Genomic DNA, 25,881 nt, shown 5'->3' on the forward strand with positions numbered 1-25,881 from the left:
TTCCCAACTCGCATTTGAAATCATAGACGTCGCTTTGCATTCTCGCGGCTCGTTTCGCCCGAGCTCACTCGTCGCGCCGTCTGATGAGGTGCAGACTGGCTAAATGGGAATGCAGTCCTGTTTCGCCCCACCGGCGCATGAGTCCAAAGACGCATACCGCCGATGTCCCCAACAGTAGTTCCCCGGAATGTGTTTTGGCGCCCGTTTTGCATAGTGGTCGGGAAAGCTGCTGGGGGAGCGAATCGCTATTTCTCCACGTCTGCCGCGCGTCCGTGGCGGATGAATAGCGGCGCTTGCGCCCCGCGGCGGACACGGACCCTGCGGAGACGAAGGAATGTTTGCAAGACATTGTGCCGCACTCGTGCTTGGCGCGATCATGCTGGCCACATCGGCGTTCGCGCGCGACGACGGCCGCTACGCCAATTCACCGCTCAAGCCCTGGTTCGAGAGCCTGCACAGCCAATACGGGCAATGCTGCTCGGACGCCGACGGCTACGTCATCGCCGACGTCGATTGGGAATCCGACAACGGCCATTATCGCGTGCGCATCGACGACGAGTGGGTTGTGGTGCCCGACGGTGCCATCATCACCGAGCCGAACAAGATCGGGCGGACCATGGTGTGGAAGCACTATGTCGACGGCCATCCGCGCGTCCGCTGCTTCATGCCGGGCAGCATGACCTGAGTTTCACATCTCAGGCAAAATGCGCGCCAATCGATCTCGGCGCGCGGATGCGTGAATGTGAAGAGGACGCGGTGCGCCTTACACGCACCACGAACTTCGTTAGCGCTGCTCGCTCGTCGCGGTCGCGCTTGCGACCACCCTGACGTGTGGCGACAGCACCGCGATCTGCGCAGGCGAGGCGGGCATGCCTGCGGCGGTTAGCATCGGCGTGGCGATCTGCTCCTGAACGCCGGCGGCGCCGAGCAACTGGACTTGCGAAGCCGAGATCGGAAATGACTTCACTTCGTAAGAGGGAAGCTCGCCGGCAAATGCGACGGCAGTGCTCGCAATCATTGCGCCGGCAACGGCAATCATCGAAAGAATCCGCATTGTAATTCTCCTTGGGCAGAACCAATCGGACGTTGGTCGCGATGACACCGGGACAGGTTCGCAAATCTGCGAAGCGTGAGCGGAGTTATTTGGTTGCGAGATGTCGCGCGATGAAGCGATCCGGAAATCTTGCGCCGATATGTTTCAGGATCGTTTCGCGGAGCCCGATCAGGCTATCCCGCGCCGCCACTCGCGATGTGGCCGAAATGCATCGTTTCGCGGAAAGCGCGTTCGATTTCGCTGCAATCCAACCGATCGTCGCGCCAGTCCGAGAGCAGAGTGGTCGTGAGCCGCTAGACTCAGCCGCGCTGAACCGCAGGACAGAAGGAATTTGCCCGTGAAGCGAACGCTGTTGGTCGTGCTTACCATGGTTGCCGGTGGAGCGGCTGCAGCTGACGCGGCCGATCTCTCGCGGCCTTCCTACGTCAAGGCGCCACGTATCGAGGGTACACTTTACGATTGGACGGGGTTTTATCTTGGCGTCAATGCCGGCTATGGCGTGGGCCGCGATCTCATGAGCGTGGGCTTTCCCGGCACGGTCTTCACCGAAACGAATCGCCTCGCGCCGCAGGGCGCGCTGGGCGGCGTGCAGGCCGGTTACAACTGGCAGACGGCCAATTTCGGGCTCGGCAATGTCGTTGTCGGCGTCGAGACGGATATCCAGGCGGCGGACCTGAAGGACGATCGCTGCGGCATTTTCTCGCTCTCGTCGTGCAGCAGCTTCGGTGTGAACTACTCGCAGCGACTCGGCTGGTTCGGCACGGTGCGCGGGCGCTTCGGTCTCGCCAATGGACCGGTACTGAGCTACGTGACCGGCGGCCTCGCCTATGGCGACGTGCGGACCACCGTTACCGAGCTCCCCGACAGCTTTGGCACCAGCGAGGTGCGCACCGGCTGGACGATCGGCAGCGGCATCGAGGCCGCTTTGGCCGGCAATTGGACCGGCAAGATCGAATATCTCTATCTCAATCTCGGCACGCAGTCGGGCGCCGGCTCCCTGCTGGGGGCGCCGGCCAACTTCTCATCCGATATCCGCGAGCACATTTTCCGGGTCGGCCTGAACTACCGTGTCGGCGGCACGCCCTATCGCGAGCAGCCGGTCGCGAACTGGGCTGGGCTCTATGTCGGCGGCAATGTCGGCTCCGCGATTGCGCGCAATGCCAGCACCAACGGCGTTGCTGGCACGGCCGATCCCGGGCGCCACGAGCTGAGCCCCAAGGGCTTCATCGGCGGCGGACAGATTGGTTACAACTGGCAGGCTGCCAACTGGGTGTTTGGCCTCGAGGCCGACTTCCAGGGCTCTACCCAGCGCGACAACGAGGTGTGCCTGTTGTGGTGCGGTCCGCCAATCGGCTTCGATCTCACCATCGATCAGCGGATGAGCTGGCTCGGCACGGCGCGGGCGCGCGTCGGCTATTCGGTGGGCTCTTCGTTGTTCTACCTGACCGGAGGCGCCGCCTACGGCAATGTCAGGACCAGCTTCGTCGACACCAACAATTTTGGCTTCTTTGACGTCCAGCAGGTGACGGCCTCCCACACCAAGACCGGCTATACCGTCGGCGGCGGCCTGGAATCGCCTGTCAACCTGTTTGGCCTGTTCGGACCGAACTGGACCGCGAAGACGGAATATCTGTTCGTGGATCTCGGCAGCGTGACCGACGTGCGCACCAACATTTTCGGCGCGACGTTTGCTCACACCAGCCATCTACAGGAGCATATCTTCCGCAGCGGGCTCAACTACCACTTCAACGCGCCGGTGGTCGCGAAATACTAGGGGGGCAGCGAGGGCGGGGGTCAGGTCACCGGCGCGGGATTGAACAGCGTCAGGTCGTTGTGGATGCCCCAGCGATCCGACCATGGCTTTGTGCGGCCGCTGGCGACGTCGAGGATCAGGCGGAACAGGTCCCAGCCGGTTTCCTCGATGGTCTTTTCGCCGGTGGCGATGCGGCCCGCGTCGAAATCGATCAGGTCTTTCCAGCGCCGGGCAAGCTCGCTGCGCGTCGCGACCTTGATCACGGGGGCGGCGGCGAGGCCGTAAGGCGTGCCGCGGCCGGTGGTGAACACTTGCAGCGTCATGCCGGAGGCGAGCTGGAGCGTGCCGCAGATGAAGTCGCTCGCCGGGGTCGCCGCAAACAGCATGCCCTTCTGCGTCGCCTTTTCGCCGGGCGAGAGCACGCCGGTGATCGCGCTCGAGCCTGACTTGACGATCGAGCCGAGCGACTTCTCGACGATGTTGGCAAGCCCGCCCTTCTTGTTGCCGGGCGTGGTGTTGGCGCTGCGGTCGGCGCCGCCGCGGGCCAGATAAGAATCGTACCAGGCCATCTCGCGCACCAGCGCGCGGCCGACGTCCTCGTTGATGGCACGGCGGGTGAGGAGCTGGATGGCGTCGCGCACTTCGGTGACTTCCGAGAACATCACGGTGGCGCCGGCGCGCACCAGCAGATCGGCGGCATACCCGACGGCGGGATTTGCCGTGACGCCGGAGAAGGCGTCGCTGCCGCCGCATTGCAGGCCGATGACGAGATCGGAGGCGGGGCAGGTCTCGCGCTTGCGCACGTTGAGAATTTTCAGGCGCGCCTCGGCCTGCGTCATGATCGCATCAACGATCGCACCAAATCCGTCGAAGGCTTCGTCCTGCATGCGGACGATCGCATCATTCACGCCCTCGGGCACGAGCCGCTCGGGGGCGAGCTTTTCGCAGCCGAGGCCCACGACGAGAATCTCGCCGCCGAAGTTCGGGTTCAGCGCGAGGTTTTGCAGCGTGCGGATCGGCACGACAGCGTCGGGCGCGGTGATGGCGACGCCGCAGCCATAGGCGTGGGTGAGGGGAACGACGTCGTCGACGTTCGGATATTTCGGCAACAGCTCGGCGCGGACGCGCTTCACCGCATATTCCATCGTGCCCTTGACGCATTGCACGGAGGAGGAGATGCCGAGGATGTTCTTGGTGCCGACCGAGCCGTCCGGATTGCGATAGCCTTCGAATGTAAAACCTTCGAGCGGGGGCAGCGGCGCGGGCACGGCGGTCGAGATTTCGAGTTTGTCGAGCGCCGGCGCCTCCGGCATGCGGATGCGCGCCTCGTCGACCCATTCGCCGGCCAGGATCGGCGAGAGCGCATGGCCGATCACCTCGCCATAGCGGATAATCGGGGCATCCTGCGCGATATCGACCAGCGCGGTCTTGTGCCCTTGCGGCACGAAGGCGCGCAGCGTCAGCCCGCAGGCAAAGCGGGAGCCGACGGGAAGCCCGAAATCATTGACAACGATTGCGACATTGTCGCGCTCGTTGAGCCTGATGTAGCGGGGCTGCTCTTTCGCTGCGACTGACTGGTCCATGCGGACTCCAGGACTTGTAGGGTGGGTTAGCCGTAGGCGTAAGCCACCACGGTCTCTATCGGCGGAAGCAGAAGAGGTGGGTTACGCTTCGCTAACCCACCCTACAATCTCCATCAGCCGGGATTGGTGTAGCCGGTCTTCACCGTGGTGTAGAACTCGCGCGCGTACGAACCCTGTTCGCGAGCGCCGTAGCTCGAGCCCTTCCGGCCGCCGAACGGCACGTGATAGTCGACGCCGGCGGTCGGCAGATTGACCATCACCATGCCGGACTCGCTGTTGCGCTTGTAGTGCGAAGCGTATTTCAGGCTGGTGGTGCAGATGCCGGAGGCGAGACCGAACTCGGTGTCGTTGGAGATCGCCAACGCCTCTTCGTAGTTCTTGGCGCGGATCACGGCGGCCACGGGGCCGAAGATTTCCTCGCGCGCGATGCGCATGTTGTTGTTGGCTTCCGTGAACAGCGCCGGCTGCAAATAGTGACCGGGGTTCTCGCGCTTGAGCAGCTCGCCGCCGAAGGCGAGCTTGGCGCCCTCGTCCTTGCCGATCTTGATGTAACGCAGGTCCTGGTCGAGCTGGCTCTGGTCGACGACCGGGCCGATATGCACGCCGGCCTTGAGCGCGTCGTCCACCGACAGGCCCTTCAGGCGCTCGGCCATCGCCGCGACGAAGCGATCGTGGATGCCTTCGGTGACGATCAGGCGCGAGGACGCCGTGCAGCGCTGACCGGTCGAGAAATAGGCGCCGTTGACGGCGACCTCGACGGCGGTCTTGAGATCGGCGTCGTCGAGCACGACCAGCGGATTCTTGCCGCCCATCTCGAGCTGGAATTTCTTCATGGGGTTGGAGAGCACGCAGGCCTGCGCGATCTTGCGTCCGGTCTGCACCGAGCCGGTGAAGGAGATGGCCGCGACATCGGGATGTTCGAGCAGCGTCTGGCCGACCACCGAGCCGGAGCCGACGACGAGGTTGAACACGCCGGCCGGAATGCCGGAGCGGGTGATGATTTCAGAGAGCGCATGGCCAGAGCCGGGCACCAGCTCGGCCGGCTTGAACACCACCGTGTTGCCGTAGCAGAGCGCAGGCGCAATCTTCCAGGCGGGGATCGCGATCGGGAAGTTCCAGGGTGTGATCATGCCGACGACGCCCACCGGCTCGCGGGTGATCTCGACCTCGAGGCCGGGACGGACCGATGCGCCTTTTTCGCCGATCAGGCGCAGCGCTTCGCCGGCGAAGAACGCAAAGATCTGGCCGGCGCGGGCGACCTCGCCGATGCCTTCGGGCAGGGTCTTGCCTTCCTCGCGGGCGAGCAGGCGGCCGAGCTCTTCCTTGCGGGCGAGGATTTCGGTCGAGATCTTGGTCAGCGCGTCATAGCGCTCCTGCGGCGTCGAGCGCGCCCAGGCTGGGAAGGCCGCTTTCGCAGCCGCGATCGCCTTTTCGGTCTGCGCCTTGTCGGCCTTGGCGTATTCGCCGACGACGTCGTTGGTGTTGGAGGGGTTGATGTTCTTGGTGATGCCGGAGCCGTCGACCCATTCACCACCAATGAAATTCTTCAGGATCGCAGTCATCTTTTTCCTCCAGGGAAGCTTTTAGCGCACGAGGCAAGGACGTTTGTCGTCGAAGGTCCAGCCGGGGATCAGGTACTGCATGGCAATAGCGTCATCCCGGGCACCAAGTCCATGCTGCTTGTAGAGGCCATGCGCGGCTTCGATGGCTGCCCGGTCGATTTCGATGCCCAGGCCCGGTTTGTCGGGGATGGCGATCTTGCCGCCCTTGATCTGGAGCGGTTCCTTGGTGAGCGCCTGGCCGTCCTGCCAGATCCAATGGGTGTCGATCGCGGTGACCTTGCCGGGGGCGGCGGCGCCGACATGGGTGAACATGGCGAGCGAGATGTCGAAGTGGTTGTTGGAGTGCGAGCCCCAGGTCAGGCCGTTGTCGCGGCACGTCTGGGCCACGCGCACCGAGCCTTGCATGGTCCAGAAGTGGGGGTCGGCTAGCGGAATGTCCACCGCGCCGAGGCGCAGCGCATGGGAAAGCTGGCGCCAGTCGGTCGCGATCATGTTGGTCGCGGTCGGCAGTCCCGTGGCGCGGCGGAACTCGGCCATGATCTCGCGGCCGGAGAAGCCGGCTTCGGCGCCGCAGGGGTCCTCGGCATAGGCGAGGATGCCGTGCATGTCCTTGCAGAGCGGGATCGCCTCATCGAGCGACCAGGCGCCGTTCGGGTCGAGCGTGACGCGCGCATTCGGAAAACGCTTGGCGATCGCGGTGACCGCCTCGATCTCCTGCTCGCCGCGCAAGACGCCGCCCTTCAGCTTGAAATCGGCAAAGCCATAGTGATCGTGGGTCGCTTCTGCGAGCCGCACGACGGTCTCGGGCGTCATCGCTTCCTGATGGCGCAGGTTGAACCAGTCCGGCTTGCCGGTCTCGCCTTCGACATAGGCAAGGCTGGTCTTGCGGCGGTCGCCGACGAAGAAGAGATAGCCGAGCGTCTCGACGCTCTTGCGCTGCTGGCCTTCGCCGAGCAGGGCCGCGACGGGCAGGCCCAGGTGCTGGCCGAGCAGGTCGAGCAGCGCGGATTCAACCGCGGTCACGGCGTGGATCATCACGCGCAGGTCAAAGGTCTGCTTGCCGCGGCCGCCGGCGTCGCGGTCGGCGAACGCCGTGCGGATGCCGGCGAGAATGTTGTTGAGCGCACCCACTGTCTTGCCGATCACGAGATCGCGGGCGTCTTCCAGCGTCTTGCGGATCTTCTCGCCGCCCGGCACCTCGCCGACGCCGGTGTGACCGGAGTTGTCGGTGAGGATGACGATGTTGCGGGTGAAGAACGGCGCATGCGCGCCGCTCAAGTTGAGGAGCATGCCGTCGCGGCCGGCGACCGGGATCACCTGCATCGACGTGACGACTGGCGCGCCGGCGACTGGCGCGCTGGCGACTGGCGCGCCGGAAACTTCGACCATCGGCTGCTCCTCCCTCTTGTCTTTCATTATTCTGCCGCCTGTTGTGTCGATTGCGCGGCGGGCAGTTGTTGCACGAGCGCGGTGAGTTCCGCCATCTCCTGCTCGGTGAGGTCGGTGAGCGGCGGGCGCACCGGGCCGGAATCGCGGCCGATCACTTTCATGCCGGCCTTGATGATCGAGACCGCGTAGCCCTTCTTGCGGTTGCGGATCGCGATCAGCGGCAGGATGAAGTCCTTCAGGCCGGCGTGAATGGTCTCGTGATCGCGCTTGCGCACGGCGGCGTAGAATTTGGTCGCGAACTCCGGCACGAAGTTGAACACGGCCGACGAGTAGGTCGTCACGCCCATGTCGAGATAGGGCAGCGCAAAGGTCTCGGCCGTGGGCAGGCCGCCGATATAGGTGAGGCGATCGCCGAGCTTGGTGTAGACGCGGGTCATCAGCTCGATGTCGCCGATGCCGTCCTTGTAGCCGACGAGGTTCGGGCAGCGCTCGGCGAGGCGCGCGAGCGTGTCGGGCTGGAGGATGGCGTTGTCGCGGTTATAGACGATGACGCCGATCTTCACGGCGGCGCAGACGGCTTCGACATGGGCGGCGAGGCCGTCCTGCTCGGAATGGGTGAGATAGGGCGGCAGCAAGAGCAGGCCGTCGGCGCCGGCCTTTTCAGCGCCGATCGCGATCTCGCGCGCGGTCGCAGTGCCGTAGCCGGTGCCGGCGAGCACGGGGACGCGGCCCCTGGTCTCGTCGACGGCGACCTTGACCACCTGCGGAACCTCTGATGGCGTCAGCGAGAAGAACTCGCCGGTGCCGCCGGCAGCGAACAGGCCGGCGACGTCATAGCCGCACAGCCAGTCCATGTTGGCGCGGTAGGTCGCCTCGTCGAAGGAGTAGTCCGCCTTGAACGGCGTGACGGGAAAGGACAGGAGGCCGGAGCCGATCTTCTGGGCCATCTCCTGCGGGGTCATCTTGCTCATGGGCGCTGCTCCCTCTGGGTTTTGAAGGCGGTGCGCGGATTTGCGCGCCGGATGTTCTGGGGGACGCGCGACAAGCGCGCGTCCATGGGCCGTTACTTAAGAGACGGTTCGATGCGCGTCCAAGCCAAAGCCTATATCGAATGATGCGTATTCAGCATCAATCTTCCATGGTCTCCGCGGCGGCCAATTCACCCGCGATTTTCACCAGTGCCGAGAGCAGCGGGTTCTCGTCGTCGCGCCGCCAGACCATGAAGAGCTCGACCGGAACGCGCGTGCGCAGCTTGAGCGGCCGCAGGCGGACGTCGGAGATCTTCAAGCTCGCGGCCGCCGCCGGGACGATGGCAAGGCCAAGCCCGGCGCGCACCATGGCGAGGATCGAGTGGATCTGGCTCAAATGCTGGACGTAGCGCGGCAGCACGTCGGCGCGGGTGAAGAGCGCGACCAGGAGATCGTGGAAATAGCGGCTCTCATAGGGCGAATACATCACGAAGGGCTGGTCGTCGAAATCCTTGATGGTGACGGACTCGGCGTTCGCCAGCGGATGCTTCTTCGGGATCGCCGCGAGCAGGGGCTCGGCGACGACGCGGCGGCTCGCAAGCTCCGGCCGCGCGATTGGCGGCCGCAGCAGGCCGGCATCGATCTGGCCCGAAGCGAGCGCCTCGAACTGGTCGCCGGAGACCATCTCCTTCAGCGAGAAATCGACCTCGGGCAGTTTCGCGCGGCAGGCGGCGACGAGCTCGGGCAGGAAGCCGTAGGCGGCAGCGGCCGTGAAGCCGATCTTCAGCGAGCCGGTCTTGCCGAGCGCGATGCGGCGGGCGACCTGCGAGGCGCTCTCGGCGAGCTTCAGGATGCGTCGTGCCTCCGGCAGGAAGCTGCGTCCGGCCGGCGTCAGGCGCACCGAGCGGCTGGTGCGCTCTAGGAGCGGCGCGTCGATAATGTGCTCGAGCACCTGGATCTGCCGGGACAGCGGCGGCTGGGTCATGTTGAGCCGCGCGGCGGCGCGGCCGAAATGCAGTTCCTCCGCCACGGTGACGAAGCAGCGGAGCTGGTTGAGGTCGAACATCGATACTGGCCTTAGATGGATAAGGCGTTTCCCCGGCGCTTCTAGCATCGATCACCCCCGAAACAAAGACGGCGGCTGTTGCAGCCGCCGTAAGTTGCCTGGTCCCGCTCCGATTTCTCGGAGCGTTCAGGAGGAGCGCTTGAGCACCACCCGCTGGATCTGGCCGACGACCACGAGGTAGGCGATCGCGGCAACCAGCGCGTTGACGCCGACGAAGACGAGGGCGCCGTTGAACGAGCCGGTCGCGGCCACGATGTAACCGATCACGATCGGGGTGGTGATCGAGGAGAGGTTGCCGAAGGTATTGAACAGGCCGCCGGAGACGCCGCCGGCTTCCTTGGGCGAGGTGTCGGAGACGACCGCCCAGCCGAGCGCGCCGATGCCCTTGCCGAAGAAGGCGAGCGCCATGAAGCCGACCACCAGAGCCTGGCCGTCGACATAGTTGCAGCCGATGATCGCCATCGACAGCAGCATGCCGCCGACGATCGGGATCTTGCGCGCCATGGTCAGCGAGCCCGTCTTGCGCAGGATCGCATCCGAGATGACGCCACCGAGCACGCCGCCGATGAAGCCGCACAAGGCCGGCAGCGTCGCGACGAAGCCCGCTTGCAGGATCGACAGGCCGCGCTCCTTGACGAGGTACACCGGGAACCAGGTCAGGAAGAAATAGGTCAGCGTGTTGATGCAGTACTGGCCGAGATAGACGCCGAGCATCATGCGGTTGGAGAGAAGCTGGCGGATGTGATCCCACTTCGGGCCCGAGTCCGGCGCGCGCTCGTGCGTCAGATCGTCTTTGGGCGCGTCGAGATCAACCAGCGCGCCGCCTTCCTTGATGTAGTCGAACTCGGCCTCGTTGATGGAGGGGTGCTCCCTCGGACCGTAGATGGTCTTGATCCAGACCAGGCCCATGACGACGCCGAGCGCGCCCATCACGAAGAAGACGTAGCGCCAGCCGTAATCATGGGCGATCCAGCCCATCAGCGGCGCGAAGATCACCGTCGCGAAATACTGCCCGGAATTGAAGAAGGCCGACGCAGTGCCGCGCTCATTGCCCGGGAACCACGCCGCGACGATGCGCGCATTGGCGGGGAACGAGGGCGCTTCGGCAATGCCGACCAGGAAGCGCAGGGCGAACAGCATCGCGACGGCGGTTCCAGCGCCGAGGAAGCCGACCCAGCCCTGCATCAGCGTGAACAGCGACCAGACGATGATGCTGAAGGCATAGACGATGCGCGAGCCGTAACGGTCGAGCAGCCAGCCGCCCGGCACCTGCGCGATCACATAGGACCAGCCGAAGGCCGAGAAGATGTAGCCCATAGCGACGGGATCGAGATGGAGCTCCTTGGAGAGCGCGGGACCGGCGATCGACAGCGTGGCGCGGTCGGCATAGTTGACCGTGGTGACCAGGAACAACATGGTCACGATGAACAGCCTGACGCGGGACCTCCTCACGTCCGTCGCGGATACCACTGCGCTCATGAGCGCGCCTCCTCGAGTTCGAAATGTTTCCTCGAGAGGAGTCCTAGAGGGGCGCACACGAAAGTGTCCAAGTTGAAGGGAGTATCGATTGATACCGTTTTTGGATTGATGAAACGGCAGGGTGGCGGGGCCCCTCCCGCGAGTTCGTCATTGCGAGCGCAGCGAAGCAATCCAGAATCCCACCGCAGTGACAGTCTGGATTGCTTCGCTGCGCTCGCAATGACGATGGGGAGGCGGTTCGCGCTGATAGCTATTGCCGTGCGCCCGGCAGCAGCGGCGCCAGAAATCCGCGGGTGAAGCCGGGCGGCACGGCGTCGAGGCCGAGCACGGTGCTTGCGGCCGGCAGGGTCGCGTCCGCCATCGCGGCGTGGCCTTCGGCGGATGGGTGCACGGCGCCGCCATAGACGGCGGAGAGCACGCCCCAGGCGGCGTCGTGAATGTCGTTCGGCTGGCTCGCGGCGGGCAATCCCTGCGGATAGGTCATCGCGGCGAAATAGCTGTCATTGGCGTCGCGGATCCAGCGGGCGCGCGGCAGGTAGGCGCGATATTCGGAGGCGCCGCGGCCGCACAGCATCGGCTGGCTCGCGGCGGTGACGATGTCGGGGTTGAAACTCTGGCCGTTCTCGGCAAAGCAGGCGCGGTCGAATTCGGGGTCGGAGCCGGCATGCGCACAGAAACCGTGGTCGGCGAACAGGCCCTGATGCGTATCGACGAAGGTCATGCGGTCGGATTCGGGATCGCGGCACAGCGCGCCTTGCGTGCAGGTCGCGAGCCCCTTGAGCTGCGGCAGGAATTCGGTGTCGACATAGGTCGAGACGCGGGCGAGGCGCTGCGGATCGGCGTTGAAGGCCGGATGGACGTCGAAGCCGGCACGGCCGCCGCGGCAGGGCACGCCGCCGTCGGCGAGCGCCGGATTGGCATAGGAGACGTAGACGACGTGCGAGAGGTCCCCGCCGACCAGCGGCTTCAGGGCCTCGCGCAGCTTCACGAAATTCCTCGGCAGCTCGCGCGCGAGCGCATCGCGGGAATCGTCGACCCCGGCCATCACGCCGGAGCGCGTGAACAGCGCGCGTTCGGTCGCGGTGTCCACGATCACGTCGGCGACGAGGCCGGAGAAATAGACGTCGTTGGCGCCGATCGAGAGCAGCACGAGGTCGAGCTTGCGGTCCGGCTGCCGCTTCTGGGCTGCGGTGAGCGCCTCGCGCAGTTCGGCGACCTGCGCGTTCACGCTGGTCTGGCAAACGCCGCTCTTGCCGGGCGGACATTCGCGGGCACGCTGCGAGCCGAGCAGCCCGTCGCTGATGCTCGCGCCGGTGCAGGCGAGCGGCAGATAGGTCACGGCGATGTGGGCATAGCGGACCGCGAGCGCGAGCGCGGTGCGGCTCTGGTAGCTGTAGAGCGAGCGGTGGCAAGGAGAGTTGAACCAGAGTGCGCCGTAGCGCTGCCAGTTGGCGAGCGTGTCCGGCGCCTCGCAGGCCCGGCCGCCCTTGAAGCCGCCGCGGCTCGGCCGGTAGTACTGCCCGCCGGCGGTGCCGAGATAGGAGCGGAAGCAGAAGCCGTCGTCGGACAGCGCGATAGGGCGATCCGGATTGCCTTCGCCGGAGGCGATGCTGTCACCAAGGCCCGCGATGAAGATGTCGCGAACCTGGATCTCGGCCTGGATGCGCTGGGTCGGGTCGGCGCCGGCGGAGACGTCGACGGTCGCCACCGTCTGCCTGCCATAGCGGACGCGCAGGTTCACCGGCTCGGCACAGTCGAAGGTCGAGGCCTGCGGCCCGTCACCGTCATCGAACGACCAGGCGCAGACGGCTCCGACCGGCACGGCGCCGGTCAGGCGCACGGTGACCGGATGGTCGACCGGCGTGATGTAGTTCTCTTTCACGTTGTCGCGGGTGCAGGGCTGGTTGACCCGGCCCTGGAGGTCGATGCAGAGGCGGTTGACCATGTTGCGGGCCCAGCCGCGGCCTTCGCTTTGCATCTCCAGCGACTGCTCGGTGGCGAGGATGCTGCGGTTGCGGGCGTTCTCGACATGGAGCAGGAAGTCGCGCTCCTCGCGGAACAGTCGGAAGCGGTTGCGCACCTCCCAGGTGATCTGCAAGCTGCCGTCCTGCGCGGCAGCGCGTTCAGGCGGCAGAGCGCCGAATACCCCGACAAGCAGGGCGCCGGCGAGCAAGGTGCGGAGGTTGGCTCGGATCATGGCCCGCGCTTTCAACGTCAAAGTTGAGGCGGAAATAAGAGAGGCTTCCTGGACCCGCCTTCGACGTTTGTCTGACCGCTTTAAGGACCGCCGTCTAGCGCTTGCTGGCCTGCCGCAGCGAGCGTTCGCGCTCCATCTGCGCCACCTGCTTGGGCAGGTTGGCCTGCGCGCAGGCCTCCGCCAGCCGCCGTCGTTCCTGCCAAGGCTCCACGACGTTCATCCAGAGCTCGCGCGCCCCCATGATGGAAATGGCGAGGCCGAACGGGATCATGAAGTAGAGGATGCGGAAGACCAGGAGGGTCGCCAGGAGCTGCTCGCGGCCGAATTCGGGGAGCGCGACCAGCATGGCGGCGTCGAACACGCCGATGCTGCCGGGGGCGTGGCTGGCAAAGCCCAGCAGCGTCGCCAGGATGAACACCACCGCCAGCGACATGAAATCGATCGGCGGCGTGGACGGCACCAGGAGGTACATCGCCAGGGCGCAGAAGCCGAGGTCGACCACGCCGATCAGGATCTGCACGAGCGTAAGGGGGGCCGACGGCAGCACCACCTTCCAGCCCTTCTGGCCGAGCTCGCGGCGCTTCTCGCCCATCGACAGCCAGACCAGATAGGCGGCGATCGAGGCAAGTCCGCCAACGGCGATCAGGCGGTTGATCGCCGAGGGGAGCTGATCCATGGCGGAGGCGGCATCGGGGTGGATCGCCATGCCGATCGAGAGCACGAAGATGTTACCGAGCCAGAAGGTGAGGCCGGAGAGGAAGCAGATCTTCGCGACGTCGATCGCGTTCAGCCCGTAGTCCGAATAGATCCGGAAGCGGATCGCCCCTCCGGTGAAGACGGTCGCGCCGATGTTGTGGCCGATCGAATAGGAGGTGAAGCTGGACAGCGCTGCGATGCGGTAGGGAACGTGTTTCTTGCCGATCGTTCGCAGTGCGAAGAAGTCATAGAAGGTCAGCGTACAGAAGGCGAAGAAGACGCAGAGCGCCGCAAGGCCGATATTGCCGCGGGGAATCTCGGTTAACGCGGTCAGGATGACGCCGGTGTCGATGCCCTTGAGGGTGCGCACCAGCGTGGTGATCGCGAAGGCGATGATCATGACGCTCGCGGCAATGCCGAGCCGACGCCAGCCGATCCATCTCTTGAAACCGCGTTTCAGCGCGGGCAGCACGTCCTGCATTCATCCTCCCGGCGGGTGGCAAGCAACTCGATCGCAAGCCATATATCCCAGTTCCTTAGGGCAAAAACAGCGACTTGTGCAGCCCTTGACAACGGAAGGTTCTGAGTTTCGGCATCACTTTCGTCATACGTCCTACACATTGCAGCGCATTAAGGATTGCGAGTCGCAGCGTTGCCGCTTCCTTGCCCGCATTTTGCCAAACCACGGCGCGCTTCGCCTTGTTCCGGCGCAAGGTTTTCGATCCTGTCGGAACGTCCTTCTTGCGTGTCGGTTAGCGGTGCATCAGCAAACGAACATCGCGCAACAACGGCCTGCTCGCAGGCCGGTAGCCGCTCTGTTCCCGAAGTGCAAGGATTGGAACGATGGGACTGTTCACCAAGGACATCAAGACCATGAATGACCTGTTCGTGCATCAATTGCAGGACATCTATTACGCCGAGCAGCAGCTCACCAAGGCGCTGCCGAAAATGGCAAATAAGGCGACCGATCCGCAGTTGAAGCAGGGCTTTTTGACGCACCTCGATGAAACCAAACAGCACGTGAAGCGGCTGGAAGAGGTGTTCAGGATGCACGGCGTCGAGGTGAAGGCGGTCGATTGCCCGGCGATCGACGGCATCATCGAGGAAGCCGAGGAGACGGCGGGCGAGGTCGCCGACAAGGCGGTGCTCGATGCGGCGCTCATCAACGCCGCGCAGGCCGCCGAGCACTACGAGATCGTCCGCTACGGCAGCCTGATTGCCTGGGCCAAGCAGCTCGGCCGCAACGACTGCGCAAGCGTCCTCGCCAAGACGCTCGAGGAAGAGAAGGCGACCGACAAGAAGCTGACCATGATCGCCGAGACCAAGGTGAACCTGCGCGCGGCAAGCTAGCCCATGTCGCTTTCGGGAACGCCGCGCGCGCGACGCGCGGCGTTTTCGTGACGCACGCATCATTCGTTCATTATCGAAGCATGCTGTGAGGCTGGAGGTGTAGTCTTCGCATGGGGCTGCAATCGGGATGGCAGCATGCGCACCAATATCGCCAATACCACGATCGACTATAAGTCCTCGGAAAGCGCGCAGCGCTCGCGCCTTGCCACCTCGCTGACGCTCGCTGCGATGAGTCTCGGCTATGGCGTGGTGCAACTCGACGTTACCATCGTCAACACCGCACTTCATGCGATGGGCACCGCGCTTGGCGGTGGGGTCGCCGAACTGCAATGGGTGGTGAGCGCCTATACCATCGCCTTTGCCGCCTTCATCCTGACCGCCGGCGCGCTCGGCGATCGCATCGGCGCCAAACGAGTCTTCATGGCGGGCTTCGCCATCTTCACCGCGGCCTCGCTCGCCTGCGCGCTGTCGCCGAACGCCACCGTCTTGATCGGCGCGCGGCTGATCCAGGGGTTGGCGGCGGCGATCCTGGTGCCGAATTCGCTGGCGCTGCTCAACCACGCGTATCCGGACGAGAAGCAGCGCGGCCGCGCCGTCGCGGTCTGGGCCGCGGGCGCCAGCCTCGCCTTGACCGCAGGGCCGTTCGTCGGCGGCGGCCTGATCACGCTGGTCGGCTGGCGGGCGATCTTCCTGGTCAACCTGCCCATCGGGCTTGCCGGCCTCGGGCTGACCTGGCGCTACACCGATGAGACCACGCGCTCGCGTGCGCGTGAGATCGATCTGCCCGGCCAGTGCGCGGCAATCGGTGCACTGGGCGCGCTCGCCGGTGCGATCATCGAAGGCGGCGCAATCGGCTGGGCGCATCCTGCCGTGATGGCAGCCTCCGTTGCGGCCACGGTCCTGGCCACCCTGTTCATCTGGCGGGAGCAGCGCACGGCGCAGCCGATGCTGCCGCTGTCGCTGTTTGGCAACCGCATGTTCGCGCTGACCTCGCTCGTGGGTCTGCTCGTGAACGTTGCGATCTACGGCCTGATCTTCGTGCTCAGCCTCTACTTCCAGGAGGTCAACGGGCTGTCGGCATGGTGGACCGGGCTTGCCTTCGTCCCGATGATGGGCGCGGTGCTGCCGGTGAATTTGCTTTCGCCGCGCATTTCCGAGCGCATCGGAGCTTGCAGGACCATGATCGTGGGCGCGTGCGTCTCCGCGCTGGGCTGCCTCGGCATGCTCGACATGGCTCCCGGCACGAGCTACTGGGCGATTGCCGTGCAGATGATCGCGATCAGCGGCGGCCTCGGCCTTTTGGTGCCGCCACTAACCTCGACGCTGCTCGGCAGCGTCGAGAAGGCCCGCTCGGGCATCGCGGCCGGCGTGCTCAATGCGACCCGGCAGACCGGCAGCGTGCTCGGCGTTGCGCTGTTCGGCTCGCTGGTTGCGGGGAACTTCATGTCCGGACTGCACGCGTCGCTGATCATTGCGGCAGCGGTCCTGCTGCTGGCCGCGACAGCAATATGGCGTAGCGCGCCAGCCGATGGTTAACCCTGAGTATGCTGCCTCGCGCTCACAGCTTTCGTTCACCATGAGCCGAACCGTGATGTAGCCGGTTACCGACCGTCCATCTCTCGCCGCTTTTAGTGCAGGCGCCGAAAGGGGCCTGCCATGTACCAAGTTTTTTACTGCCTGACGGATCAGCATGACTGGGGTCTGGTCGCGTTGGGCGGCGCAGTCTGCCTGCTCGCCAGCGCGGCGGCGATCAGCCTGTTTCATCGGGCGCGCGCCACACAGGGCTCTGCGCGTCTGGTCTGGCTTGCGCTCGACGCCATCGTCAGCGGTTGCGGCATCTGGGCGACGCATTTCATCGCGATGCTAGCTTACGGGCCGGGCGCCGGCGCGGCCTACAACATTCCGGTGACGATCCTGTCGCTGATCTTCGCGATCTCCGTGACCTTCGTGGGCCTGAGCATCGCGGTATCATCGACGCGCACGCCCTGGATCCTCCTCGGCGGTGCCATCGTCGGCGGCGGCGTCGCGGCCATGCACTATACCGGCATGGCGGCGCTGGAGATGCCTGCGCGCATCGGCTGGGTGAGCGGCACGGTGACGGCTTCGATCCTGTTCGGAATCGTGTTCGGCGCGGCTGCCATCCATGTCGCGGCGCTGCGCGATGACCTCTCGCATGCCCTGAGCGCCACCGGTCTGCTGACGCTCGCCATCGTCTCGCATCACTTCACGGCGATGGGCGCCGTCGAGTTGACGCCGGATCCGACGCTTGCCATCAGCGGGCTGTCGATCGCGCCGGCGACGCTCTCCTTGCTCACCGCGAGCGCCGCGGCCGCCATCATCGCCATCGCGCTCGTCGCCGCCATCCTCGACCGCCGCGCCAAGGGACAGTTGGGGCGCCAGCAGGTCGTGCTCGACACTGCGCTCGAGAACATGTCGCAGGGGCTGTGCATGTTCGACCGTGACGGCAAGATCCTCCTGTTCAACGAACGCTACGCCGCGATGCTGCGCCGGACCGACATGCAGCTCTCCGGCCGCCGGCTGCTCGACGTGCTGCGCGAAGAGCAGGCGCGGGGACACTGGCAGGGCGATCCGGATCAGTTCTTCGCGCAGCTCGTCGCGGACGCCCGCGACGGCCGCACCACGACCACGATCGTCAGCCGGTTCGGCCGATCGATCCGTGTCGTCAACCAGCCGATGGAGGGCGGTGGCTGGGTCGCGACCTTCGAGGACATTACCGAATGGCTGGCGGCGCAGGAGAAGATTTCCCACATGGCGCGCCACGACGCGCTGACCAATCTGCCGAACCGCGTGCTGTTCCACGAGCAGCTTGAGCAGGGCCTGCGCCTCGCCAGGCCCGGCGACCAGCTCGCCGTGCTGTGCCTCGATCTCGATCACTTCAAGGACATCAACGATTCACTCGGGCATCCGATCGGCGACGCGCTGCTCAAGGAGGTCGGCCGCAGGCTGGCTGCCTGCGTCGGCGAGAAAGACACCGTGGCGCGGCTCGGCGGTGACGAGTTCGCCGTGGTCCAGCTCGGCAAGGAGGAGGAAGCGGCGGCCACCGCGCTCGCCGGACGCCTGGTCGAGGTGATTTCCGCGCCCTATCAGATCGCCGACCATCAGATCATCATCGGCGTCTCGATCGGCATCTCGCTGTCGCCGCAGGACGGCAGCAATCCGGACGAGCTGTTGAAGAACGCCGACCTCGCGTTGTACCGCGCCAAGGCCGACGGCCGCGGCACCTATCGCTTCTTCGAGACCGGCATGGATGCCCGTGCGCAGGCGCGGCGGTTGCTCGAGATGGATCTGCGGGCAGCGCTGGGCAGGAACGAGTTCGAGGTCCACTACCAGCCGATCCGCGACGTCGCCAGTGACCGCGTCGTGGCGTTCGAGGCGCTGAGCCGATGGAATCACCCGCAACGCGGCCTGATCTCGCCGGTCGCCTTCATTCCGCTCGCGGAAGAGACCGGCCTGATCGTGCAGCTCGGCGAGCAGGTGCTTCGCAACGCCTGCGCCGATGCGGCCACCTGGCCCGAGGAGATCGGCGTCGCCGTCAACCTCTCGCCGGTGCAGTTCAAGAACCCGAACCTGGTCGCCTCGGTGACCGAGGCGCTGGCCGCCTCGGGGCTCGCCGCCGAGCGCCTCGAGCTCGAGATCACGGAATCCGTGCTGCTCCAGAACAGCGAGGCGACGCTTGCGATCCTGCACGAGCTGCGCGCGCAGGGCGTGCGGATCTCGCTCGACGATTTCGGCACCGGCTATTCCTCGCTCAGCTACTTGCGCAGCTTCCCCTTCGACAAGATCAAGATCGACCGCTCCTTCGTGTCCGAGCTCTCGACGCGCGAGGACTCGATGGCGATCGTCCGCGCGGTCACCGGCCTCGGGCGGAGCCTCGGGATCGCCACCACGGCGGAGGGTGTCGAGAACGATGCGCAGCTCGAGCTCCTGCGGCGCGAGGGCTGCACCCAGGCGCAAGGGTATCTGTTCAGTGCGCCGCGGCCGGCGTCAGAGGTTGTGATGATGTTGGCAAAACCCCGCCTGCGCGCCTCTGCTTGAACGTCAGGCCTTGCGGAGCGCGAAATGCGCGCCGCAGAACGCCATCACTGCGCCGAGGCACAGTGCGGCGAGGCCTGCCAGCACGCCGGAGATGGTCGGGATCGGACTTGGTGCAGCGGCTGCCTGTCCGGCGCCGGCGAGCAGCAGAACACCGACCGCGATCAGGAACTGCCGCATCCTTTGCGGGATCTGGCCCGAGACGGCGCTCTGCATCAGTGTCGCGGTGAAGTAGCCGCCGGAAAAGCCGACGGTGGCGATCAGCCACCACGCGATCGCGGCACCCGCCGGCATGAACTCATGCGTGTCCGAGCGCCAAAGCCCGCCGAGGTCGAGCCCGTAGCGCGCGCCCAGCATGTGCACCGCGAGCGCGAGCAGCACGCCCGCGATCATCGCGCCGCCGAGAATCAGGTGACGGGGAAAAAAGATCGTCTCAGCCATGCCCGATTTGTAGAATGGGTGAGGGCGGTCGCGCAAGCCGATCGGGCCGCGCGCGAAGTTGAAAAGGATCGAGATGTCCGAGGTGCAGGAGGCCGCCGCGCAAGTCCCGAGCGAGCAAGTCACGAGCTACGCCTACAAGGCCTCGCTGATCGGCTCGGCGCACCGCTTCGAGCTGACGGATGAGGGCCTGTCCTGGCACGTCGCCGGCCGCTCCGGCCTGTGGCGCTATGGCGAGATCTCGGCGATCCGGCTGTCGTACCGGCCGGTCTCGATGCAGCAGCACCGGTTTCGCGCCGATCTCCGCCATGCGGACGGTGGCCGTCTCGCGATCCTGTCGACGACCTGGCAGACTGCGGCGCTGATGGCGGCGCAGGATCACGGCTTTCGCGATTTCATCGTGGCGCTGCATGCCCGCATGGCGAAGGCGGGTAGCCGCGCCAAGCTGACCGCGGGCCTCGGGCGCATCGCCTACGCGGCGGCGCTCGCGCTTCTGGCGATGCTGGCGGTGGCGATGGCCGGGCTTCTCATCCGCGCGGTTGCGACCGGCGAATTCACCGGCGCGCTGTTCATCATCGGCTTCGCCGCGCTGTTCACCTGGCAGATCGGCGGCTTTATCCGCCGCAACCAGCCGCGTAGCTACAGCTTTGACCGGCTGCCCGAGGCGCTGCTGCCGTAGGAACGGCTGCAACCGGCGGTTATCAAACGTGACTTCGCAGGAGCGCCTCCATGCCGCATCCTTGTCGCCATGGACCGCAGCACCCGAATGCCGACGGCGGATGAGATCGCCGCAATCAATGCCACGCATCTGATCGAGACCCCGATTCGGCCGGCCGACCTGCTCTTCCTGTTCGGCACCCGCGAGGACGTCGCGCTGCGCGCCGACACCGCGGCGAGGCTCTGGCGGGACGGCTATTTCCGCTGGTCGATTGTCAGTGGCGGGGTGACGCCGGGCTCGGAGCAATCCGAGTGCAAGCTCATCAAGGCTGCGATGGTCGAAGCCGGCATTCCGGCAGACCGCATCCTCGAAGAGCACCGGGCGATGAATACGGGGGAGAACGTGGTCTTCTCGCTGCCGGTCATCGATGCGGCGCTTGGGCTGCAAAATATTCGCAGCGTGATCTGCCTCGGCAATACCTGGACGGCGCGCCGCTATCCCATGACGCTGCACCGGCACTGGCCGGAGGCGACGAAGATGCTTGTCACCGTCGACAGTTTTGCGACGCCGCGCAGGCTCTGGCACACCGATGCCGAGTTTCGCCGGCGTGTCCTGCATGAATGGGACAAGATCACGCCGTACAAGGCGAAGGGCTTCATCGCGGACTGGCCGGTGGCGTGAGAGGCCGGCGCATTACTCCGTCGAGTCGAAATCCTCTTCCTTCGAGCGCAGCATCGCCGAGAGTGTGCGCAGGCCCGCGTCGAGCTGCTCGAAAGTCGGTGCGCCCAGCGCAAGGCGGACCGCATTGGGCGCGTGACCGCTGGCGATCGCGAACGTTGTGGACGGCGTCAGCGCGATGTCGCGGCGGCCGGCTGCGGCGACCAGCGTCTGCGAGCGCCAATGCGGCGGCAGTGCGAGCCACAAATGGTAGGACTTCGGGTCGGCCTGGATATCGAAGCCGGCAAGCCGCTGCGCCGCCAGATGCTGGCGCTTGCCCGCATCGATCCGTTTGAGGCGCGACAATTCGGCCGCAGTGCCGTCGGCCATCAGCCGTTGCCCGGCCGCGAAGGCATAGCCGGACGCGGTCCAGCCGCCCGAGCGCACCGAGGCCAGCACGCTTTCGCGCAAGTGGGGCGGGGCGACGATGAAGCCGAGCGCGAGCCCGGGTGCGACCTTCTTCGAGAGGCTGTCGAGCACGAGGCAGCGGTCCGGCGCCAGCGAGGCGAGCGGGACCTCGTCGGTGAGGAAGCTGTAAACGGTGTCCTCGATGATCGGCAGGTCGAGCTTCTCGGCAACGCGCAGCACGTCGTTGCGGCGGGCGAGCGGCATGGTCATGCCCAGCGGGTTCTGCATCGTCGGCTGGAGATAGAGCGCGGCGAGATGCGCTTCGCGATGCGCCTTCTGGATGGCGTCCGGGCGGACGCCGTGCTCGTCCATCGCGAGCGGCACCAGCGCGATGCCGAGCCGCGCGGCGATACCCTTGATGAAGGGGTAGGTCAGAGCCTCGACGCCGCAGCGCCCGCCCGCAGGCACGAGCGCGGCAAGCGCGGCGGCAATGCATTGCCGTCCGTTCGAGGTGAAGACGAGATGGTCGGCGTTCGGCACCCAGCCCTTGCGCGCGAGGAATGATGCGGAAATGCTCCGAGCTGCCTGCGTGCCGGTGCTGGTCGCAGGCCGCAGCGCGACCTCGAGCCCCTCGGGGCGCTCGAGCCCGGCGAGGCTCTTTGCGATCATCGCCGATTGCTGCGGCAGGAGCGGATAGTTGAACTCGAAGTCGATGCGCGCGCCGCGCGGCTCGGCGGGAGCTGCGACACCGCGCCGCGCCTCGCCGGAAATGAACGTGCCGCGGCCGACCTCTCCGACGACGAGGCCGCGACGCAGCAGCTCCGTATAAACGCGGCTCGCGGTCGAGACCGCAATGCCACGCTCATAGGCGAAATTGCGTTGCGGCGGCAGGCGGTCGCCCGGCCTTAACGCCCCGTTAGTGATATCGGCGGCAATGGCATCGGCCAGCTTCACGTATTCGAACTTGGACATTATTGCACCGAGAACAATGTTTTCCTTGCACCGAGGATTGTACTGGAGCATTTAAGTTCCATCAAGGTCCGCGATTGAGCCGAGGTGAGCGAGAGCGATCCGATGGCAAATGAGGTGCAGACGCTTTCCGCGTTTGCGCCAACGGCATCCGCTTCGCCGCGCAGGACCAAAGGCCGGAGAAGAAAAATGACCACGATCTCGCAAACTGCCGGGCGGAGTTTACGCCCATCCTCGTCGAGCGGATTTTTTGCCACGCTCGTCAACGCCGCCTATGCGCTGTTGGACCGCCTGGAGCGCCGCTCTGCCGTCAAGACGCTGAACGAGCTCGACGACCGCGCTCTGCGCGACATCGGGATCAACCGCAGCCAGATCGAAGACGCCGTCTACGGACAGTTCAAAGCAGAGATGACGCGGTATCTGTGAGCGCCTTCGCCTGTGTCCCGGACGCGCTGCAACGCTCTTCCGTTGCTGCGCAGAGCCGGGACCCAGGGAGCCACAAGCAACGCTGATGCGTGGGCCCCGGCTCTGCAACGTACCGCTGAAGTAGCGCTGCGCCGCGTCCGGGGCACAAGAGCGGAGTTTTGGCGCGCAACTGCTTCCACGCCGTCATTGCGAGCGCAGCGAAGCAATCCAGATCACGACCAAGCCAGCTCGACGTGGCCCCACACGCCACCATAAGCACGATCGTCTTCGGACTGGTCAGGCTTAGGGCGAGGCCGCGCTGGAGCGCCACGCTGGCGCCGATGCCGAGCATCGAAGCGCTGCAAATGCGCGACGAAGCTGCCGACGAGCGACGCGATGCGCGCCGCTACATGCCTGACGACGAACAAAATCGTCGTGACACGACTCAGCACGCCGACCAGGAACAGCACCGAGAAGATGTCGATATAGGCGAGGAAATCGCCGATCAGCATCAGTTCCGGCGGAATCGGGATGCTGTGGTAGTAGGCCCCTATCAGGATGACGACGGGGATGAAGGCGATGATCTTCCGCACCGTCAGCCTGTCCAGCAGCGCGGCCAGTTGCACGACCAGCACCTCCCACAGCGCATCGCCGATCAAGAGCGGGACCTCGTAGGTCCATCTCCGCCACCATTGCTTCACGGCATTGCTCCGAGTTTAGTGCCTGACCACCAGCACCGAGCATTTGGCGTAACGCACGACATGCCCGGCATTTGAGCCGAGGAAATAGGTCCGCATCGCCGGGCGGTGCGAGGTCATGACGATGAGTTCGGCCTTCATATGCGCCGCTTCCTCCAGGATCTCGTGATAGATGCCGCCCTGGCGCACCACGCTGGAGATACGCGCGGCGTCGATGCCGGACTCGCGCGCGACGATGGCGAGCGCTTCCTCGGAGGTCTGGCGTTGCTGCTCGTCGAAATCGGCCGGCACATATTCGGCCAGCATCACCGGCGTCATCGGCAGCACGTTGAGCAGGCGCACCGTGCCGTTCCAGGTCTGCGACAGCGTTGCAGCCGTCGCAATCGCAGGTTTTGCGAGATCGGTGTCGGCGAGGTCGATGGGCACGAGAATGGACTTGAACATCTGCGCCTCCCTGTCTTTCCGAGGCCGGGGACGGCGCCCTGTCGCCCCTAAGCCTGCTTCAGCAGCTTGGGGCTGACGAACAGCACCAGCTTCCCGCGGCGGTACGCCACGTCACCCCAATCCTTGACGTCAAAGTCGAAGACCGCAAGTCCCGCAGTGGGCAGATTGTGGGCGAGGGCCTTGCGGCCGGCCTCCTCGCCGCCGCCCATCAGCATCAATGCAATTTCATGCATGCCGGGATTGTGACCGACCAGCATCAGACTCTTGGGCGAAGGATTCTTGGGCGAGACCGGGATGGTTGCGGTGCGAATGGTTTCCAGGAGCTGCGCGGGGTCGGCGCCATAGAGTTCCGGCAGTAATTCGACCTTGGGCGGCGCGACGCGGTCCTTCATGGCGTCCCAGGCGATGTCCCAGGTCTGCCTGGCCCGCACGGCCGGCGAAACCAGCACGGTATTGGGGAACGGCGGATGATGGGCGATCCAGTCGCCCATCTGGGCTGCATCCCGATGGCCGCGGTCGTCGAGACGGCGGTCCTGGTCACGGCCGCTCGGTGCGTCAGTCTCGGTCTTGGCGTGACGCAGCAGCATCAAACGGCGCATGGCATTCTCGAATCATTTCGGTCGTATTTAAATCTACAGGCACCGGTTCAGGACAAGGTGACAAGGGCCTGACCGGTGCCTTAAGAAAACGACATGAGCGAGACTTACACAAGCGTGTCCCAGGAAGAAGCCGGCTTTCGCGAGCGCGTGCGGCTGTCGTTCGATCTCGACGCCGATATCTGTGTGATCGGCGCGGGGCTCGCCGGGCTCACGATCGCGCTGGAGGCGGCACGGCTCGGGGCCAGCGTCGCGGTGCTGGAGGGCCGGCATGTCGGCTGGAACGCCTCCGGCAATCAACTCGGCACCGTGAAGCCGGGTTTTGCGCTGCCGCTCGCCGACCTGATCGAGCGCATCGGTTTCGAGGACGCGCGCGAGCTCTGGGCGCTGTCGAAGGAGGGCGCCGAATTCGTGCGCGCCAACGCCACCGAAGAGACGATGCCGGGGATCGGCGTCAGTGACGGCGTGCTCGAAGTCTCCAATGTCGATGCCGGCGATCGGCTGATCAGCCGGCTCCAGATGCTGAACGAGGATTTCGATACCGAGGCCGAAGGCTGGCAAGCCGACCGCGTGCGCGCGGTGCTCAAGACCGACCGCTATTTCCACGGCGTCCATTATCCGAGAGCGTTTCAGGTCGATGGCCGCAAATATGTCCACGGGCTCGCGGCCCTGGCGCGGCGGGCCGGCGCGCGCATCTTCGAGGACACGCCGGTCGTCAGCATCGATCATTCCGGCATCCGCAAGCGCATCGTGACGCCTTCGGCGCGCCTGCGCGCGACGCATATCGTGCTCGCCGGCAACATCCATCTCGGCGCGCCGCTGAAGCGCCTGTCGGATACGCTGCTGCCGGTCTGGCGCTACGCCGGAATCACCGCACCGCTCGGCGAGCGCCTCTCCGAGATCCTCGCCTTCAAGGGATCGGTGATCGATACCGACGGCATCGATCATTTTCGCGTGGTCGATGGCGACCGCTTGATGTGGGACAGCCCGGAGACGACCTGGCCCGCGGGCCCGCAACGCTTCGCCGGCGCCATCAAGCGCCGGATCCGCACGATCTTTCCAGATCTTGGCGAGGTCGAGATCACCGAGATGTTTGGCGGGGCCACCGGCCAGACCGTGCACGGCATGCCGCAGATCGGCCAGCTCCGCAAAGGCCTGTGGGTGGCGAGCGGCTTTGGCCGCCAGGGCATGAACACCTCGGCCATGGCCGGGCAGCTCATCGCCCGCAGCATCCTCCGGGGCGATGAGCGCTGGCGCCTGTTCTCGCCGTTCGAGCTGGTCTGGGCGGGCGGGATCACGGGGCGGGCCGCCGGTCAGGCGATCGGGCTCTGGGGCAGGGCGAGCTCGGCCGCCGCTGGCACGCTCGCCCGTTACCGCGAGCGGGCGCGGGTCAAGGAGAGGGAGCGCGAGGCGAAGCTGGCTGAGGCCAACAGGGCCGCCGGCACGGGGCCGCGGCGC

The 25,881-nt window shown here is 65.6% G+C and carries 23 protein-coding genes; 9 read left to right on the forward strand and 14 right to left on the reverse strand.

What is annotated here, in order from left to right; genetic code table 11:
• Positions 1-334: 334 nt before the first annotated feature.
• Complete coding sequence (locus QQL28_RS11530) at positions 335-685, forward strand: hypothetical protein (RefSeq protein WP_284264924.1); 351 nt, start codon at positions 335-337, stop codon at positions 683-685.
• 99 nt (positions 686-784) lie between these two features.
• On the opposite strand, the gene QQL28_RS11535 is transcribed toward QQL28_RS11530, so the two are convergent.
• On the reverse strand, positions 785-1,054 hold the full coding sequence (locus tag QQL28_RS11535; RefSeq protein ID WP_284264926.1) for a hypothetical protein: 270 nt from the start codon (positions 1,052-1,054) through the stop codon (positions 785-787).
• A gap of 337 nt (positions 1,055-1,391) precedes the next feature.
• Between QQL28_RS11535 and QQL28_RS11540 the strand changes: the two genes are divergently transcribed.
• Positions 1,392-2,828, forward strand: coding sequence for an outer membrane protein (locus tag QQL28_RS11540; protein ID WP_284264929.1), 1,437 nt, complete (start codon positions 1,392-1,394; stop codon positions 2,826-2,828).
• Between the two features lie 20 nt (positions 2,829-2,848).
• Here QQL28_RS11540 and garD read toward each other — a convergent pair whose 3' ends face one another.
• The 8 genes from garD to QQL28_RS11580 all read right to left on the reverse strand — a co-directional run bounded on the left by garD (position 2,849) and on the right by QQL28_RS11580 (position 14,228).
• Complete coding sequence (gene garD, locus QQL28_RS11545; protein ID WP_284264931.1) at positions 2,849-4,390, reverse strand: galactarate dehydratase; 1,542 nt, start codon at positions 4,388-4,390, stop codon at positions 2,849-2,851.
• Positions 4,391-4,503: 113 nt separating this feature from the next.
• Complete coding sequence (locus QQL28_RS11550) at positions 4,504-5,952, reverse strand: aldehyde dehydrogenase family protein (protein ID WP_284264933.1); 1,449 nt, start codon at positions 5,950-5,952, stop codon at positions 4,504-4,506.
• 21 nt (positions 5,953-5,973) lie between these two features.
• Entirely contained in the window at positions 5,974-7,341 is a 1,368-nt protein-coding gene (gene gudD / locus QQL28_RS11555) for a glucarate dehydratase (protein ID WP_284264990.1), read from the reverse strand.
• 26 nt (positions 7,342-7,367) lie between these two features.
• On the reverse strand, positions 7,368-8,312 hold the full coding sequence (kdgD, locus tag QQL28_RS11560; RefSeq protein WP_284264935.1) for a 5-dehydro-4-deoxyglucarate dehydratase: 945 nt from the start codon (positions 8,310-8,312) through the stop codon (positions 7,368-7,370).
• A gap of 157 nt (positions 8,313-8,469) precedes the next feature.
• The gene (locus QQL28_RS11565; protein WP_283041541.1) at positions 8,470-9,375 is read right to left on the reverse strand and encodes a LysR family transcriptional regulator; all 906 of its coding nucleotides are present in this window, start codon (positions 9,373-9,375) and stop codon (positions 8,470-8,472) included.
• Between the two features lie 126 nt (positions 9,376-9,501).
• The gene (locus QQL28_RS11570) at positions 9,502-10,854 is read right to left on the reverse strand and encodes an MFS transporter (RefSeq protein WP_284264939.1); all 1,353 of its coding nucleotides are present in this window, start codon (positions 10,852-10,854) and stop codon (positions 9,502-9,504) included.
• Positions 10,855-11,104: 250 nt separating this feature from the next.
• Positions 11,105-13,051 (reverse strand): SGNH/GDSL hydrolase family protein, encoded by a 1,947-nt coding sequence (locus QQL28_RS11575; protein WP_284264941.1) that lies wholly within the window; start codon positions 13,049-13,051, stop codon positions 11,105-11,107.
• Between the two features lie 94 nt (positions 13,052-13,145).
• On the reverse strand, positions 13,146-14,228 hold the full coding sequence (locus tag QQL28_RS11580) for a lysylphosphatidylglycerol synthase transmembrane domain-containing protein (RefSeq protein ID WP_284264942.1): 1,083 nt from the start codon (positions 14,226-14,228) through the stop codon (positions 13,146-13,148).
• Between the two features lie 362 nt (positions 14,229-14,590).
• Here QQL28_RS11580 and QQL28_RS11585 point away from each other — a divergent pair, with 362 nt between their 5' ends.
• The 3 genes from QQL28_RS11585 (at position 14,591) to QQL28_RS11595 (ending at position 19,153) form a co-directional block, all read left to right on the forward strand.
• Positions 14,591-15,097, forward strand: a complete 507-nt coding sequence (locus QQL28_RS11585) for a YciE/YciF ferroxidase family protein (RefSeq protein ID WP_284264944.1) — start codon at positions 14,591-14,593, stop codon at positions 15,095-15,097.
• A gap of 135 nt (positions 15,098-15,232) precedes the next feature.
• Positions 15,233-16,633: an MFS transporter gene (locus QQL28_RS11590; protein ID WP_284264946.1), complete on the forward strand. Its 1,401-nt coding sequence runs from the start codon at positions 15,233-15,235 to the stop codon at positions 16,631-16,633.
• A 120-nt stretch (positions 16,634-16,753) separates the two neighbouring features.
• Positions 16,754-19,153 (forward strand): EAL domain-containing protein, encoded by a 2,400-nt coding sequence (locus QQL28_RS11595; protein ID WP_284264948.1) that lies wholly within the window; start codon positions 16,754-16,756, stop codon positions 19,151-19,153.
• Positions 19,154-19,156: 3 nt separating this feature from the next.
• Here QQL28_RS11595 and QQL28_RS11600 read toward each other — a convergent pair whose 3' ends face one another.
• Positions 19,157-19,591 (reverse strand): hypothetical protein, encoded by a 435-nt coding sequence (locus QQL28_RS11600; protein WP_284264949.1) that lies wholly within the window; start codon positions 19,589-19,591, stop codon positions 19,157-19,159.
• A gap of 73 nt (positions 19,592-19,664) precedes the next feature.
• On the opposite strand from QQL28_RS11600, the gene QQL28_RS11605 reads away from it, so the two are divergent.
• Positions 19,665-20,267, forward strand: coding sequence for a hypothetical protein (locus tag QQL28_RS11605; RefSeq protein WP_284264951.1), 603 nt, complete (start codon positions 19,665-19,667; stop codon positions 20,265-20,267).
• Positions 20,268-20,354: 87 nt separating this feature from the next.
• Positions 20,355-20,927 carry a YdcF family protein gene (locus QQL28_RS11610; protein ID WP_284264953.1) on the forward strand — a complete coding sequence of 191 codons (573 nt, stop codon included), beginning with the start codon at positions 20,355-20,357 and terminating at the stop codon, positions 20,925-20,927.
• A gap of 12 nt (positions 20,928-20,939) precedes the next feature.
• Here the strand turns inward: QQL28_RS11610 and QQL28_RS11615 are convergent, their stop codons facing one another.
• Positions 20,940-22,283, reverse strand: a complete 1,344-nt coding sequence (locus tag QQL28_RS11615; protein WP_284264955.1) for an aminotransferase-like domain-containing protein — start codon at positions 22,281-22,283, stop codon at positions 20,940-20,942.
• A 186-nt stretch (positions 22,284-22,469) separates the two neighbouring features.
• Between QQL28_RS11615 and QQL28_RS11620 the strand changes: the two genes are divergently transcribed.
• Positions 22,470-22,706 (forward strand): DUF1127 domain-containing protein, encoded by a 237-nt coding sequence (locus tag QQL28_RS11620; protein WP_284264957.1) that lies wholly within the window; start codon positions 22,470-22,472, stop codon positions 22,704-22,706.
• 212 nt (positions 22,707-22,918) lie between these two features.
• Here QQL28_RS11620 and QQL28_RS11625 read toward each other — a convergent pair whose 3' ends face one another.
• From QQL28_RS11625 to QQL28_RS11635, 3 genes are read right to left on the reverse strand one after another with little or no spacing between them, the layout of a single operon-like run.
• Positions 22,919-23,344 (reverse strand): hypothetical protein, encoded by a 426-nt coding sequence (locus QQL28_RS11625; protein WP_284264959.1) that lies wholly within the window; start codon positions 23,342-23,344, stop codon positions 22,919-22,921.
• Between the two features lie 57 nt (positions 23,345-23,401).
• Positions 23,402-23,827 (reverse strand): universal stress protein, encoded by a 426-nt coding sequence (locus QQL28_RS11630; RefSeq protein ID WP_284264962.1) that lies wholly within the window; start codon positions 23,825-23,827, stop codon positions 23,402-23,404.
• A gap of 47 nt (positions 23,828-23,874) precedes the next feature.
• The gene (locus QQL28_RS11635; RefSeq protein WP_284264963.1) at positions 23,875-24,426 is read right to left on the reverse strand and encodes a SixA phosphatase family protein; all 552 of its coding nucleotides are present in this window, start codon (positions 24,424-24,426) and stop codon (positions 23,875-23,877) included.
• A gap of 93 nt (positions 24,427-24,519) precedes the next feature.
• On the opposite strand from QQL28_RS11635, the gene QQL28_RS11640 reads away from it, so the two are divergent.
• The coding region (locus QQL28_RS11640; RefSeq protein WP_284264965.1) for an NAD(P)/FAD-dependent oxidoreductase at positions 24,520-25,881 on the forward strand (1,362 nt) is incomplete at its 3' end.

Source organism: Bradyrhizobium iriomotense, assembly GCF_030160715.1.
GTDB lineage: Bacteria > Pseudomonadota > Alphaproteobacteria > Rhizobiales > Xanthobacteraceae > Bradyrhizobium > Bradyrhizobium iriomotense.